The organism is Methanococcus voltae (assembly GCF_017875395.1).
Taxonomy (GTDB): domain Archaea; phylum AGJL01; class Methanococci; order Methanococcales; family Methanococcaceae; genus Methanococcus; species Methanococcus voltae_C.
The window spans coordinates 1-15,904 of record NZ_JAGGMO010000003.1; the positions used below are offsets into that span (position 1 = coordinate 1).

Consider the following 15,904-nt stretch of genomic DNA (forward strand, 5'->3'; position numbering starts at 1 on the left):
AGCCCGACGGGATAGGCCTGGCTACCCTACCTCGCTAATGTTCTTGTGTATTATTTTATTCTTATTCTCTATTTTATATTATTAGTTTTATTTCTGACATTTCATTTGTCAACACATAAGAATAGCAAACATAGTATATAAATCTATGGGTTACTTTTAAAAATAAGCTTATTTTTAAAATCAAGGATTATTTAATTATAAAATCAAGCTTTTAGACAATATAAATATTTATTTTTGGCAATTGTCGAGAGGGAAAAATTAAGTAATTGACGGAAAATATATAAATGTAGAAGACAATAGTATTATCAAATATAATCATATCAAAATTTATCAGAACATAACAGAACTTATCAAAATTTGTAAATTAATTATATCGCGTATAATTATAAAATTAAGACTTATAAAACAGTTTTGCAACGAAAAATAGATTTATAAAGCTCCAAATGGTGAATAAATGAAAATTGATATGCACGTTCATACGATAAATTCAAGATGTTCTATGAATTCTATCGATAAATTGGAAAAGATTTGCACGAAAAGTGGCATTACTCCGTTTATAGCTGACCACGACCAATTAACTAAGGTTAACTTTGGCGTAGCGGGCGAAGAAATTTCAACAGCCAAGGGCGAGTTCATAGGCTTATTTTTAACGGAACAAATTAATACTAAAGACATTTTTGAAGCATTAGATACAGTCAAAGAACAAGGTGGTCTCGTATATTTACCTCATCCTTTCGACGTTAAGAGAAGGAGAACACTTGCTAAGTTTAATATTTTAGATGATAAAGAATTTATTAAAAGAGTCGATGCTGTGGAAGTCTACAATAGCAGATGTGTCGACAATACGCCGAATTTACAAGCCAAAGAGTATGCAAAAAAGTACGACCTTTTAGCTGGTGTCGGTAGTGACAGTCACTTTTCATGGGAACTCGGCAACGCCTATATGGAAGTCGAAGATTTTGATTTAGAAAATCCTAAGCAGTTTTTAAAAGTTTTAACGAAAGCTAACAAGTCTATCAATACGGTTTTTAACTGTACAAGATCAAGACCATTGAATATGCTATTTTTCAGCAAATTATCTAAAAAAATTCATAAGTCAGGGTATGCAGAATATTTTGACAATACCCGGAGTATTTTTTAAGTTTTTAAGTTTTAGATATGTTTTATTAAGTTTTTTTATATTCACCATATTTTAAATTATTTTATTTTAAAGTAAGCTATTGTAAAATATTTTATTGTAAATTTCATTATATTGTAAGGGATATAACATATATTTGTGTGAAAAAATGGATAGTTTTGTTGAAGGAATTATGAATTTAATTTTCCAAAGTTTTATCGATACAATTTACGATCTTATCGGGATTATTGTTCCATTAATTATAATAATTGCAGTTCTTTTTGCGATGTATTATATTTACAAGAATAGATTTAGAATATTTGAAAAAGAAGGCGACCGTATGAAAAGAGAGTTGTCTGAAACGCGTAAAAAGAAAGAAAAACTGAAATAAATAAATTAATTAATTAAATTAAACATTATGATTGACTAAAAATATAAAAAAAATAAAATAATAATGATAATAATATCATATTGTAAATAATTATATAAATTTACGTAATTTTGGATAAATGGGGGATTATCCATTAAATTACCCATTAATATTCAATTATTTTTGCAGAGCTTAATTTTTTAAATCCGTCTTTTTTAACAAGATATAAATCTTCGATTCTTACTCCAAATTTACCAATATATAATCCAGGTTCTAATGTAACCACCATATTTTCTTCAAGAGTAAATTTAGAATTCTGGGAAATTGAAGGATTTTCATGGACTTCTACGCCAACACCATGTCCCAATGAGTGAATAAAGTATTTATCATATTCTTTAAAATGACTTCTAACACTTGTTTCTAACTCTTTTGAAGTTATCCCACTTCTCAAGGAATCTTCTGCAATTTTTTTTCCTTCGTTAACCATCCTGTAAATGTCAACCATTTCTTTTGTGGGATTTAGAAGCACAGTTCGTGTTATATCCGAACAATAACCTTTATATACCGCCCCCAAATCCATTAAACATATGTCTTTTAATAGTTCGTTAGAAGGCATGCCATGTGGCAAAGATGTCTTATTACCAGTTATCGCAATTGTGTCAAAAGAAGGTTTTATACTCCCGCTTTTTTTCATGATATACTCTAATTTGGCAGCTATAGAATTTTCCGTGTCAGTTAAATCATCCCTGCTATCCATTAAATATTCAGATATAGATTCAACTGCTTTGTCACTTATCTCTGCAGCTTTTGAAATATTTTTTATCTCATCTTTATTTTTAACCATTTTCATCTTTGTTAGTTCTTTAGACACTATGGTATAGCCCAAACGAACATACTTTAAAAATCCTACTGGTAAATCCCCTTCAACTCCGTTGCAACCATTTAAAGCTTCCCTCCATCCTTCAAATTTAGTTATTATTATATCTTTAGACTCATAAATTTTAGCCAATTCATAATCTAATTTTGATACTTGTAATTCTATTTGATTTTCCTTTGCATTAAATATTAACACTGAAAAATTTGGAGAATAATCTTCCAAAAAATAATTTATATTTTCTTTTTTTATAAATACTGCTTTATTTATACTGTTATTTTCCATATATCTTAAAAAATGGTCTATTTTTTCTCTTTTAGTTCTCTGAATCATTCATACACCAGCAAGAAAATTTTCAATATTACATAATTACTTATGATTATTATAAAGAATCATAGTAGCCATAAAATTATACAAATTCAATAATTTACATATTACCGAATCTAAACACTATAAAATTAATCTTAATTATATTTATAAGTATAATATTTGTTATTGCCCATAATAATTTTTATTCGAGTTTAGACTAAAAGAGATATTAATACAATAAATAATACCAAAATAAAAAATAAAAAAGTAGTATGCGGTTATTAAATAATAATTTACTAGTTAATTAATTAACAATTTCTATATTTCCACCAATTGATTTTATAACATCTACAAAATTCGGGAATGATATAGAAACCGCTTCTTCACCTTTGATTTTAGTTTGACCCTGTGCGAGCATTCCTGCCATCGTAAATGCCATTATTAACCTGTGGTCGTGGTAGGTTTCTAATTCTGCACCTTTTAATGTCTCGCCATTTTCTAAATCCAAGCCTGTTATTATCAATCCGTCAGGCTTTTCCTCTATTTTAGCGCCCATTTTTGTTAATTCCTTTGTACATGCCATTAAACGGTCACACTCTTTTATACGTACGTGTTCACCATTATATATTGTTGTAGTACCTTCTGCAAAACATCCCAAAACTGCGATAGTAGGTACCAAATCAGGCGTATTTTTTACATCAATGTCAATACCTTTTAATTTAAACTTTGAATCTTGTTTTGAATTATTATTTGATTTTGAATTTTTAATAATTACTTCATCATCTTTTACTTCTAAATTAGCACCCATTCTTTTCACAATATTTATAATTTCCTTGTCGCCCTGTTTTGAATTTTTAAATAAGTTTTTAATGATTATGTCCGAGTCTAAGAGAACACCCATTGCTATTAAATAGGAAGCTGAAGAATAATCGCCTTCTACAATATAATCTGTAGCTTTATAAGACTGATTAGCGTCAATTAAGTAAGTATTATTTTCTTTTTTAATAGATACACCAAATTTATCTAACACATCAATTGTAATATCCAAATAAGGTTCTGATTTTAAATCTCCTTCAATTAAAATCTTACTATCTTGACTGTTAAAAGGTAGTAACATCATTAAAGAACTTATGAATTGAGAACTCATATCCCCTCGTATTTTTACAGCATTTCCTGCTATTTCAGAACTTTTAATTACCAAAGGTGCTTTATTATCGTTCGATAGTACTTCAATATTCAATTGACTTAAAGCGTCTATTAATGGACCCATTGGTCTTTTTCGTATCGAATCGTCACCATTTAAAATTACAATTGGTTTTTTATCACTTTTATCACTTTTGCCATCCTGATTGGATTTAGTTTTTACCTGAGATACTAATGAGGTTAATATCCTAAGAGTTGTACCGCTATTTCCAATATCTATTACATTATTTGGTACCTTTAAAACACCGTCTGACTCTATTGTCCACATACTAGATTTTACATCTATTTTACTCCCTAGTGCTTCCATTGAAGTTAAGGAAGATATACAGTCTTGACTCTTCAGGGGCTGAATTATTTTTGAAGTTCCTTTTGATAAACCGGCACATATCACTGCCCTATGAGTATATGATTTAGAAGGTGGGGCATATACCGTTCCGCTTATTTTTTTTGTAGGGTTAACTAATAACATTGAATCACCATAATAATTTTATTATTTTATAATTTAGTTTATAAGTTATTTTTTATTTTTTATTTTTTATTTTAAAACTATAAATTCATATTAATAGATATATTCTATTTGTATTTACATTTAAGTATGTAAAAGTATATGAATGTTAATTAAATATATGAAATTAAACAATTTAACAATATATCAAAAATATATAATCAATTACATAATGAATATGTGATTACATAATGAATATACAAAATGTTAAATTTTAATTCAATTTATTCAAAAATCAAAAACTCAAAATCAAAAAGGTGATTTAATGCCAATTCATCCAATAGATTTTAGATATGGAACCCCTGAAATGAAAAATATATGGGAAGAAGAAACTAAACTTCAAAAGATGTTAGAGGTCGAAGCTGCACTTGCACAAGCTGAAGCTGAAATAGGAATGATACCAAAAGAAGCTGCTGAAGAAATCAACAGTAAAAAATCTATTGAATTCGTAAAACTTGAAAGAGTTAAAGAAATTGAAAGAGCTACAAGACACGATGTAGTTTCAGTTGTTAAGGCTTTCGCAGAAGTTTGTGAAGGTACCGCAGGAGAATACATTCACTTTGGTTCAACGTCAAACGACATAATTGATACTGCTCAATCATTACAGTTTAGAGATGCGGGCGATGTTTTAGAGCAAAAATTGGTAATTTTAAGAAACGAATTACTCCAAAAAGCAGAAGAACATAAAAACACAGTTTGTATTGGAAGAACACACGGACAACACGCTGTTCCTACAACCTACGGTATGAAATTCGCTTTATGGGCTACAGAATTACAAAGACACGTTGAAAGATTACAAGCTGCTAAAAAAAGATTGGCTGTTTCAATGATTACTGGTGCTGTAGGTACAATGGCTGCAATTGGCGAAAACGGAATGATTGTACACAATAGAGTTGGCGAAATATTAGGTCTTGAACCTGTTTTAATATCCAGCCAAGTTGTTCAAAGAGACAGACACGCTGAATTCATGGCTGTTGTTGCTATGATTGCTCAAACACTTAACAAAATTGGCGTAACTGTTAGAAGTATGCAAAGAAGTGAAATTAAAGAACTCGAGGAAGAGTTTGACGCTTCAAAACAAACTGGTTCATCAACCATGCCACACAAAAGAAACCCTATCACATTTGAGCAAATTTGCGGTTTATCAAGAGTTATCAAAGTTAATTCACTTGCAGAATTTGACAACATGGTACTTTGGGAAGAAAGAGATTTAACAAATTCCTCATCTGAAAGATGTTTATTCCCTGAAAGCTGTGTTTTACTAGACCACATCTTAAATTTATCAATCAAAGGATTCAGAAAAATCACCGTAAATAAAGAAAACGTTCAAAGAAACCTTGAAATGTCAAAAGGTTTAATTATGGCTGAACGTGTTATGATGGATTTAGCTAAAAAAGGAATGGGTAGACAGACAGGTCACGAAGTTGTTAGAACCTGCGCTATGAAAGCTCATGAAGAAAGCAGACACTTAAAAGACGTTCTTATGGAAAACGAAGAAGTTATGAAATACGTAACCTTAGAAGACCTTAATGCTATGTTTGATTACTCGACATACATAGGTCTTGCTCCAGAAATCGTAGAAAACGTATTAAAAGAGTCTAAAAACTGGTAATTTTAATAAAATAACATATAATATAAAAATAATGTACTAATAAATAATAGAATAATAAAATAAATTATAAAATAAAAATAAAATAAATTATAAAATAAAAATAAAATAAATTATAAAATAAAAATAGAAATTTACGATAGAATAAGATTAATTATTGAATAATTCATTTATTCTATCAATTCTTTTTTGAATTAATTTTTTTGTACCGATATCTCTTCTGTAAAATACTTCTCCTTCGAAGTTTTCGATAGCATTTTGAGCGATTTTTTCGGCATCTTCGATTTTATCTGCAACTCCCACAACCGCAGCACTTCTTGAGCCGGTTATGTACAACTTACCGTCTTCTTCATTTACTGATGCGTAAAATAAAGTAGCTCCTGCTTTTTCTATTGCTTCGACATCAATTTTTAATTCTTTGTTTTTAACTGGTTCGATAGGGTAGCCATTTGGTACAATATATTTACAAACAGTTGCTTTATTATCAAATTCAATGTTTATTTTATTCAATGTTCCATTTGCGATAGCTTCACAAACTTCTACAAAATCAGTTTTTAAAATTGGCAATAAGTTCATAGCTTCTGGGTCCCCAAATCTCGCGTTATATTCGATAATTTTAGGACCATTTACTGTTAACATAAATTGACCGTATAAAAATCCTTTGTATTCGCCAACTTCTTCTTTAATAGCGTTTACAGTATTTTTCATTATTTCCTTTGCTTCTTCGTGCATTTCTTCGTTTAAAAATGGTAACTTATGGTTTGGACATGAATATGAACCCATACCGCCGGTTATAGCACCTTCGTCATCATCATATGCGTGAGGGTGGTCTTGAACAGGTGGCATAAATACGATGTTTTTACCATCTACGAAACCATGTAACGTAAATTCAACACCTACAAGTTTTTCTTCGATAATTAACTTGCCTCCCCCAATACTTTTGTCAAATACTTCTTTTGCATATTCTTTTGCTTCTTCGTTATCTTTTAATTGCTCACCAACTACTTTAACCCCTTTACCACCGGTTAAACCTACTGGTTTAACTACAACTTCTTTTCCTTCCTTAGTCATTTGGTCGATGAACTCAAATACTTCTTCACTGTATTCGTTGAAAGCTGCATAACTTAAAGAACCATTTACATTGTATTTTTTGAATAAATTTCTCATGAATTCTTTGCTTGTTTCGATTTGAGCAGGCAATTTGTCAGGTCCTGCAGTAGGAATGCCTAATTCTCTTAATGCGTTAGCCACACCTGCACCTAATGGAGCTTCAGGTCCAATTACTGCCAAAACAGGCTTTATTTTTTTTGCGAAGTCAACTACTGCTTCAACATCTGTTTCGGGATTAAATGAAACTTCCTCAGATAATTCTATTATGCCCGGATTTTTGATTTTCATAAGCGTGTATAACTGTACATCCTTGTTTCTTTTTAAAGCTATTGCTATTGCGTGCTCTCTTGCACCGCCACCTACGAGTAAAACTTTCAAATTATCACCAATAGTGTTATAAAAATTAAATATGAAATCTAAAATTCAATATGCAATTCAAAATTTATTCAAATATACAATTGTGATTTATTTATTACTAATTAGAATAATTAGATTAAATATAGCATATTACCCATTTACTTAATAATATTTTAAAGTTACCACTATATTATATATTTAAATTTACAAATATAGGGGGTTAAATAAAAAAGGAAAATAAATAACGAATATTTAATTTTCCTCATTTTCAATAATATCAACATTGTTTAAATCGACTTCAGTATACTCTTTTGTGGTAGTATTCAAAATACCTATTGAAGCTAAGCCAGTTAGCATTCCAAAAGCCTCTCCAGGATTTATTACTAAAACGCCGTCCACTTCTTCAAACTTTTGTTCATGAGTATGACCATGTAAAACCACGTCGTAGTTTTTTGAACGAATTACTGAATCCAAAATATCTGCGTTTTGACCATGTAATACAAAAAATTTTAAGTTTTCCACGTCAAAAGACAACGAATCTTCGATTTTATTTTCGGGATTTGCGTCCAATAACCATTCTTTCAAACGGGTCTTTTCCCCATCATTATTTCCATAAGTAGCGTATAATTTAGCGTTTAAATTTTTAAATTCGTTTATTACGAACAAAGAAACAAAATCGCCACAGTGGACAACTAAATCAACATTAAAACGATTAAAAACTTGGATAGCTTTCCTAATATTAGGTAAATAGTCGTGCGTATCCGATATTAAACCTATTTTCATATATTCACCAAACAAAAAAATTATAAACATTGCTTAAAACAAAACAATATTTTAAATAATATATCTACGCCCAATTTAAGAAAATATATTTTTTAGGGCATATTTAATTTTACAATATTTTAATATTTAATGTTATTCATATTTCTATAAATGCAACATTAGTATATAAATATTTATGAATATTTAAAATATTAGACTATTATAAATTTAGTTTAAAATTATTTTAAAAGTAGTTTAAAAGTAGTTTAAAAATCCTAAAAATATGAAAGAATTATTTTATTATTTTAAGACTTATTTCTTCAAATCCAATATTAAATCCATCATTCCGTCAATAGTATAGGTTTTTTCAGGCATTATTGAGTCAAAGCCAAATTTGTCAACATTTTCTTTAGTTATAGGACCTATTGAAACTATTGTACATTTTTTAAATAAATCCATTAATTCATTATCGGCATGTTTGAAGAAATTCTTTGCAGTTAATCCACTCGTAAATGTTAACATTAAATTTTCTGAACCAGTGTCTTTTAAAAGTTCTTTTAAATCGTTTAATTTTTCATATATATCTTCTGGCTCTCCTGAAGTGTAAACAAATAACAGATCAGCGTTTAAATTTTTAACTAAAACGTCTCTTGTTGCAGGTGTGGTTGGAATCAATATTTTTTCATCAGGCTTTACAACTTTTTTAAGAGCTTCTAAAAGATTTTCAGCAGTAAAACTATTTGGAACTAAGTCAGGTTCAAAATTAAAGATTTTCTTAAACTCTTTTGCCGTTTCAACGCCAATTACACCTATTTTTTTATCTTTTATCTGCTTTTTTTGAGAATCGGTTAAATTTCTAAACAAACCTTCAATTCCCCTAGGGCTTGTGAAAACTATCCAGTCGTAACCATCGAGCGATACTTCAACATTTTTAAAGGATAATTCCAATGTTGGCAAGATTAATGGCTCAAAACCATTTTTTTCCAACAAATCTGAAAAATATTTAGCTTTTTGCTTAGGTCGTGTGATTAAAACTTTCATATTACCCCTTTTAACAATGTTTTTTTAACTCTTTCATATACTGCGTTACTTTCCTAACGTCAGATTCGTATTTAACCATTTTTATGAAATCTTTATGTAATTCATTGATTTTTTTAGAGTTTTCCATATTAGTAATAGCATTTTCCATATCTTCTTCGACTTCTAAAATATTTTTAATAACAGAATTAACAATTTCCTCATTAATATCGTACTTTTCCTTAAATTCTGTACTATCCTTTATATTATATTTAGTGGATATTTCATCTATTTTAGTGGATATAGAACATAATTCTTCGTCAAATACTTTTTTCATTGAATTTATGATTATATTATCATCTACTAAAACACTATTGCAAGCGGTTTTCTGCTCGCTAACTTCTTTGTTTTCAACTTTTTCGTTGACTTTTTCAGAAATATTTTCAATTTGATTTTGAGCTTCATTTTCTCCAGATTTCAATATATCCCCTTATTTTATATTATTTTTTTATTTTTTACCTTATTTTTATTTTTAGTTTATTTCTTTATTTCTTTATTTCTTTATTTTATTTTTTACAATATATTAATTATTAATTATTAATTATTAATCATTATTATATTATATATTGATAAAATCATGTTATTTATGTTTTAGATTATGGGAAAACTATATAATTTAATAGTTGTTATTTAGTATTATTTATTATTGATTTAGTTATTAATAATTTGATTATGTTGAATGAATATATTAATTGGATTTGTTGAATCTGCATAATAAATACCGTAATTTAAAAAGGTGAACTTATGTTAAGAAACATTAATGCAAATTTTGATATTGAAAAAATACAAGCTCGTGAGGTTTTAGATTCAAGAGGAAACCCTACAATCGAGGTTGAGGTATTAACTTGTGGTGGAGGTTACGGCTCTGCAATTGTACCAAGTGGTGCTTCAACAGGTACTCATGAAGCTTTAGAATTAAGAGATAAAGATAACAGATACGGCGGTAAAGGAGTATTAACTGCTGTTAACAACGTGAATGAAAAAATAGCTCCATGTTTAGAAGGTATGGACACAAGAATGCAAAGGACAGTTGATGAAACACTTTTAGAATTAGACGGAACTAAAAGCAAATCAAATCTTGGAGCTAACGCTATTTTGGGAGTATCATTAGCTATTGCAAAAGCTGGTGCAGATACTGCTTCAATGCCTTTATACAGATTTATCGGCGGAAGTAACGCTTATGTATTGCCTACTCCAATGATGAACATTATAAACGGTGGAGAACACGCAGGAAACGCTTTAGACTTCCAAGAATTCATGATTATGCCAGTAGGTGCAGACAGCTTTAAAGAAGCTTTAAGAATGTGCTCTGAAACATACCAAAGCCTCAAAAAAGTAATTGCTAATAAATACGGCAAAGATGCAGTTAACATCGGTGATGAAGGAGGATTCGCACCAAATGTTAAAACAATTGAAGAAGCACTTGCAATATTGTCGGAAGGTGTTAAAAGCGCAGGATATGAAGACGAAATTGTATTTGCTCTTGATTGCGCAGCTAGCGAATTCTACAACTCAAAAGAAGGAGTTTACGAAGTTGCTGGTGAAAAATTATCAAGTGATAAGTTAATAGAACTCTACAAAGACATGGTAAACGAATACCCAATCGTATCAATCGAAGATCCTTTAGATGAGGAAGATTTCGAAGGTTTTGCTACAATTACCAAAGAATTAAAAGGTATTCAAATTGTTGGTGACGATTTATTTGTTACAAATACCGAAAGACTTAGAAAAGGTATTGAAATGGGTTCAGCTAACTCATTGTTGTTAAAAGTAAATCAAATCGGTACATTATCCGAATCAATCGACGCAGCTAATTTGTCATTTAGAAATGGGTACAGCGTTGTAGTTTCACACAGAAGTGGTGAAACAGAAGATTCAACCATTGCTGATTTAGCTGTCGCTTTAAATGCTGGACAAATCAAAACAGGCGCTCCTGCAAGAGGGGAAAGAACCGCTAAATACAATCAATTACTTAGAATTGAAGAAGAATTGGAATACTCCAAATATGCTGGAAAAGACTTTAAAATTCCGTTCTAAAAATTAAATTATTTTTTTATTTAATTTATTTATTTATTTAGTTTTTTATATCTTTATTATTTTATTATATCTTTATTATTTGGTTTTTTATTTCATTTTTATTGTATTGGTATTGTTTACCATTATTTTCCGTTATTTTAAAATATAAAAATAAGTTATAAATAATATAGATTTATAATGATAATAGTTAAATTAATACTTTTATAATACATTATTTTATAATACATTAAAATGGTTAAAAAATTAAAAAATTAAAAATTATTTATTAAATCGGTGAAAATATGGAAATTAATCACGATTACAATGTACAATTGTTTAAAGATTTAGGATTTGTACGTAAACAATGTACAGAATGCGGTCAGTACTTTTGGACGTTAGATGAAGAAAGAACTACTTGTGGCGACAGCCCTTGTGACCAATATAGCTTTATAGGTAACCCTATTACCTCAAAACCATATACATATAACGAAATGTTAAATGAATACAGGGAATTTTTACATTCGGAAGGTCATACCCCTATTAAAAGATCCCCTGTGGTGGCTAAAAGATGGAGAGACGACATTTTACTCACAATTGCTACTATCGCAGTATTCCAACCTTGGGTAACAAGTGGATTAGTAAAACCTGTTGAAAATCCTCTTACAATTGCACAACCTTGTATTAGATTAAACGATATTGATAACGTCGGTAGGACAGGTCGTCACTTAACTTGCTTTACAATGGGCGCTCACCACGCTTTTAACACTACTGACGATTTCAAATACTGGACCGACAGAACCGTTGAATTATGCTACAAATTCATGACAAAAATCGGAATAGACGGTAAATCAATTACCTTTATCGAAAGCTGGTGGGAAGGTGGAGGAAACGCTGGACCTTGCTACGAAGTAATAACACACGGTGTAGAACTTGCTACATTAGTTTTCATGCAATTTAAAAAAGTTGGTGACACTTACGAAGAGATACCGCTTAAAATCGTTGATACAGGATACGGTATTGAAAGATTTGTATGGGCTTCACAAGGTACCTCAAACACTTACGAAGCAATATTCAGCAATATAATCAACACCTTAAAGAAAAACGCAGGACTTGGCGAAATCAACAAAAAAATATTGGATGAAAGCGCTAAATTAGCTGGTTTAATGGATATTGAAAACGTAGGGGACTTGAGAGTATTAAGACAACAAGTTGCTGAAAAAATGAATATGGATGTAAACGAACTTGATAAAATATTATCTCCTTTAGAATACATCTACGCTATTACAGACCACACAAGATGTCTTGCTTTTATGTTAGGTGATGGTATCGTACCTTCTAACGTTAAAGACGGATATTTGGCAAGATTAGTGTTAAGAAAAACGCTCAGGTACATGGAAAAAGTAGGTATTACAATGAGTATAACAGATATTGTAGACTTACAGCTTGAAGAATTAAAAGAAAACTACCCTGAATTAATGAACATGAAAAAATACATTCATGATGTATTAGAATCTGAAGAAAGAAAATATGCTCAAACTGTAAATAAAGGTAGAGGCATGGTTCAGAGAATGGTGCAATCAAACAAAAAATCAGAAGTTTCTGAAATTACACTCGATGATTTGATTAACCTATACGATAGTAAAGGATTACCGCCTGAATTAGTACAAGATATCATATTTGAAATTAATGAAAATGAAATAAACAATTATAAGAGAATTGCAGAAAGAAAAGGCGAAGAAATTAGCGAAGATGCAATAGCTGAAATTAAAAATAGGCAAATTAAAATAAATGTTCCTGACAATTTCTACACTATCGTTGCTGAAAAGCACGAAGAAGAAAAATCAGAAGTTCAAAATGAAAATATTGATAGTAAAAAAGAACTCCCTGTAGTTAACGTAAATGGTAAAAGCGTTGAAGCTACGGAATTCTTATTCCATAAAAATAGTAAACAGATCGACTTTAAAGCAAAAGTTCTTGCTGTTGTAGAAGATTACGTTATTCTCGACAAAACCTTGTTCTATGCAGAAGGTGGGGGTCAGAAATACGATATTGGTACTTTAAGCGGTATTGATGTTGTTGACGTACAAAAACAAAATAACGTTGTTTATCATAAAGTAAGCGATGTTAAAGGCTTTAAAGTTGGCGATATGGTTTATGGAAAAATCAACTGGGAAAATAGAATTAAATTGATGAGAAACCACACAGCTACTCACGTTATAAACGCTGCTGCTACAAAAGTGCTTGGTAAACATATTTGGCAAACTGGTTCAAATGTCGATACCGAAAAAGGAAGATTGGACATTACACACTTTGAAAGAATAACTAGGGAAGAAATTAAGGAGATAGAAAAAGTTGCAAATGAAATTGTACTTAAAGCTATTCCAATAACCTGTGAATTCTTGGAAAGAAACGAAGCTGAACAGAGATATGGCTTTAGCATCTACCAAGGTGGCGTGGTTCCTGGAGATACACTTAGAATTATTAGTATTCCTGACATAGATACCGAGGCTTGTGGCGGTACACACTGCGAAAATACTCTTGAAGTAGGATACATTAAAATCTTAAAAACCGAAAGAATTCAAGATGGTGTCGAAAGACTAGAATATTCGAGTGGTAACAACTCCGTTGGAGAAATTGCAACCATTGAAGATTTAGTATTAGATTCTGCTTCAGTATTCGGCGTTCCTATGGAACAATTGCCCAAAACAGCTGAAAGATTCTTTGAAGAGTGGAAAGAACAACGTAAAAAAATAGAAGAACTTCAAAAGAGAGTTGGAGAACTTGTAAAATACGAACTTAACAATAGTTTTGTGAAAGTTGGTAAATTTGACGTATTAGTTGAAAAAATTGATGCTGATGCTAAAGAATTGATGAATACTGCAGATAACCTCGTAAAAGATGATAGTATTGTTGTATTACTCAATAATAATGGCAATATATTATTAAAAAGAGGAGATAATGTAGAAATCAGCATGAAAACTCTTATCAGACAGGTTGCAAAAGGTGGCGGTAAAGATAATTTAGCACAAGGTAAATACACTGATGAATTTGAAGAAATTAAAAACAAAGTTATGGAATTTATTGGGAATTCCTCAATTGACTATATTATTTAATTATTTAATTATTTAATTAATTATTTTAATTTCTTATTCTTTTAGTTACTAGTTATTTTAATTTTTTCTTTACTAGTTATTTTTTTACAATGTTTGATAATATTTAGTAAATTTTTGTAAATCCATATAAATCTTTATAAGTTTTTATACAAAATTGCATAAAACTTTTATACTTTTTGGAAGTATTTATTTTAAGAGATACATCATTTATAATTAATAATAATGATGAATATAAGATATAGTAATAGTTTGAAAAATTATAATAATAAAAATAATTGTGAACAATACTATCATAAATTTAAATTAAATTAAAGTAAATTTAAAATTTATTAGTTGGCAGTTCTTTTTTAGGTGTCATTATGTATATACCCGCTCATATCACAGGATTTTTTAAAATAGTCAGAAAAAACGAAAACTTAAAAACAGGTTCCACAGGTGCAGGTTTTTCACTTGATAAAGGGACTAGAACGGAAATAAAAGAAGGTAAAGGGAGAATCTATTTTAATGGCGAAGAAATATACCTTTGCCCTGCTAAAGACGTGTTACATCACTTTAAAAATGTTATAGGAGAAGAAAATTTTAATATTGATGTACATTATACCTCAGACTTCCCCCTTGGCTGTGGTATGGGAACATCAGGCGGTTGTTCTTTAGGATTGGCCCATGTATTAAACGATACATTTAATTGTAATGAAAAACCACTTGAAATAGCACATATTGCGGAAGTAAAATGTAATACTGGCCTGGGTGATGTAGTAGCTCAGGAATATGGGGGTATTGGAATAAACACGACCCCAGGATTACCTGCAAATATTAAAAAGCTTAAATTAGATAATATTGATGATTATTACGTTGTAGTAGACATAATAGGTAATAAAAATACAGATACAATCATAAATAATCCTAAATGGATAGAAACGATAAATATTACTGCTGACGCCAAACTCGAAAAATTATTAAAAAAACCAACTTTAGACTATCTTATGGAACTTTCATATGATTTTGCAAAAAATACGGGACTTGCAACAGATGAAATCATTGAAATTTGTGAAGACCTCAAGTTTACACTTGGTGCTTCACAGGCAATGTTAGGAAACACGATATTTTGTATTTGTATGGAAAAAGAATTGGAAGATGTTAAATCAATTCTTAAAAACCCAGTAACTTGCAAAATATACGAATAATTTTCTTTTTTAATATATCATTATACCATACATTATTTTTTTATTTTAATTTATTTTAATTTATTTTAATTTATTTTATGTTTGTATTACCATTTGTACCACTATTGTTTTAGATTTATTTAGTAATTACATTCGATTAATAACATGATTAATAATTTCAAATAATTATATATACCAGTATAGCAATTATTTAATCTTAAAATAACGATTAATCAATTATTTAAATTTACGAACAAAATAGAAGTTAATTAACATTTTTAACTAATTTACATTGATAAAATTTCAAATAAGGTGTAAT

12 protein-coding genes are annotated in these 15,904 nt (G+C 29.5%); 6 read left to right on the forward strand and 6 right to left on the reverse strand.

Annotated features, from left to right (window positions below; translation table 11 throughout):
- Positions 1-454: 454 nt before the first annotated feature.
- Positions 455-1,141 carry a PHP domain-containing protein gene (locus tag J2127_RS04205; protein WP_209732321.1) on the forward strand — a complete coding sequence of 229 codons (687 nt, stop codon included), beginning with the start codon at positions 455-457 and terminating at the stop codon, positions 1,139-1,141.
- 145 nt (positions 1,142-1,286) lie between these two features.
- Complete coding sequence (locus J2127_RS04210; protein ID WP_209732322.1) at positions 1,287-1,508, forward strand: hypothetical protein; 222 nt, start codon at positions 1,287-1,289, stop codon at positions 1,506-1,508.
- A gap of 145 nt (positions 1,509-1,653) precedes the next feature.
- Here J2127_RS04210 and J2127_RS04215 read toward each other — a convergent pair whose 3' ends face one another.
- Together J2127_RS04215 and aroA are read right to left on the reverse strand one after the other, a co-directional pair.
- Positions 1,654-2,694: a M24 family metallopeptidase gene (locus J2127_RS04215; RefSeq protein ID WP_209732323.1), complete on the reverse strand. Its 1,041-nt coding sequence runs from the start codon at positions 2,692-2,694 to the stop codon at positions 1,654-1,656.
- 280 nt (positions 2,695-2,974) lie between these two features.
- On the reverse strand, positions 2,975-4,342 hold the full coding sequence (gene aroA, locus J2127_RS04220) for a 3-phosphoshikimate 1-carboxyvinyltransferase (RefSeq protein WP_209732324.1): 1,368 nt from the start codon (positions 4,340-4,342) through the stop codon (positions 2,975-2,977).
- Between the two features lie 301 nt (positions 4,343-4,643).
- On the opposite strand from aroA, the gene purB reads away from it, so the two are divergent.
- Positions 4,644-5,990 (forward strand): adenylosuccinate lyase, encoded by a 1,347-nt coding sequence (gene purB, locus J2127_RS04225; RefSeq protein WP_209732325.1) that lies wholly within the window; start codon positions 4,644-4,646, stop codon positions 5,988-5,990.
- A 147-nt stretch (positions 5,991-6,137) separates the two neighbouring features.
- Here the strand turns inward: purB and purD are convergent, their stop codons facing one another.
- The 4 genes from purD to J2127_RS04245 all read right to left on the reverse strand — a co-directional run bounded on the left by purD (position 6,138) and on the right by J2127_RS04245 (position 9,714).
- The gene (gene purD / locus J2127_RS04230) at positions 6,138-7,475 is read right to left on the reverse strand and encodes a phosphoribosylamine--glycine ligase (protein ID WP_209732326.1); all 1,338 of its coding nucleotides are present in this window, start codon (positions 7,473-7,475) and stop codon (positions 6,138-6,140) included.
- A gap of 231 nt (positions 7,476-7,706) precedes the next feature.
- Positions 7,707-8,237, reverse strand: coding sequence for a metallophosphoesterase (locus J2127_RS04235; protein WP_209732327.1), 531 nt, complete (start codon positions 8,235-8,237; stop codon positions 7,707-7,709).
- 291 nt (positions 8,238-8,528) lie between these two features.
- Complete coding sequence (locus J2127_RS04240; RefSeq protein WP_209732328.1) at positions 8,529-9,257, reverse strand: uroporphyrinogen-III synthase; 729 nt, start codon at positions 9,255-9,257, stop codon at positions 8,529-8,531.
- 10 nt (positions 9,258-9,267) lie between these two features.
- Positions 9,268-9,714 carry a hypothetical protein gene (locus tag J2127_RS04245; RefSeq protein ID WP_209732329.1) on the reverse strand — a complete coding sequence of 149 codons (447 nt, stop codon included), beginning with the start codon at positions 9,712-9,714 and terminating at the stop codon, positions 9,268-9,270.
- 323 nt (positions 9,715-10,037) lie between these two features.
- Between J2127_RS04245 and eno the strand changes: the two genes are divergently transcribed.
- The 3 genes from eno to J2127_RS04260 all read left to right on the forward strand — a co-directional run bounded on the left by eno (position 10,038) and on the right by J2127_RS04260 (position 15,606).
- Positions 10,038-11,330 (forward strand): phosphopyruvate hydratase, encoded by a 1,293-nt coding sequence (gene eno, locus J2127_RS04250; RefSeq protein WP_209732330.1) that lies wholly within the window; start codon positions 10,038-10,040, stop codon positions 11,328-11,330.
- A gap of 281 nt (positions 11,331-11,611) precedes the next feature.
- Entirely contained in the window at positions 11,612-14,422 is a 2,811-nt protein-coding gene (locus J2127_RS04255) for an alanine--tRNA ligase (RefSeq protein WP_209732331.1), read from the forward strand.
- Between the two features lie 359 nt (positions 14,423-14,781).
- The gene (locus J2127_RS04260; protein WP_209732332.1) at positions 14,782-15,606 is read left to right on the forward strand and encodes a pantoate kinase; all 825 of its coding nucleotides are present in this window, start codon (positions 14,782-14,784) and stop codon (positions 15,604-15,606) included.
- Positions 15,607-15,904: the final 298 nt, after the last annotated feature.

Coding starts and splice junctions, on each gene's coding strand:
- aroA (WP_209732324.1), bottom strand. CDS start 4,342: ATGTTATTAGTTAACCCTACAAAAAAAATAAGCGGAACGGTATATGCC.
- purB (WP_209732325.1), top strand. CDS start 4,644: ATGCCAATTCATCCAATAGATTTTAGATATGGAACCCCTGAAATGAAA.
- eno (WP_209732330.1), top strand. CDS start 10,038: ATGTTAAGAAACATTAATGCAAATTTTGATATTGAAAAAATACAAGCT.
- J2127_RS04235 (WP_209732327.1), bottom strand. CDS start 8,237: ATGAAAATAGGTTTAATATCGGATACGCACGACTATTTACCTAATATT.
- J2127_RS04260 (WP_209732332.1), top strand. CDS start 14,782: ATGTATATACCCGCTCATATCACAGGATTTTTTAAAATAGTCAGAAAA.
- J2127_RS04255 (WP_209732331.1), top strand. CDS start 11,612: ATGGAAATTAATCACGATTACAATGTACAATTGTTTAAAGATTTAGGA.
- J2127_RS04240 (WP_209732328.1), bottom strand. CDS start 9,257: ATGAAAGTTTTAATCACACGACCTAAGCAAAAAGCTAAATATTTTTCA.
- J2127_RS04205 (WP_209732321.1), top strand. CDS start 455: ATGAAAATTGATATGCACGTTCATACGATAAATTCAAGATGTTCTATG.
- J2127_RS04210 (WP_209732322.1), top strand. CDS start 1,287: ATGGATAGTTTTGTTGAAGGAATTATGAATTTAATTTTCCAAAGTTTT.
- J2127_RS04215 (WP_209732323.1), bottom strand. CDS start 2,694: ATGATTCAGAGAACTAAAAGAGAAAAAATAGACCATTTTTTAAGATAT.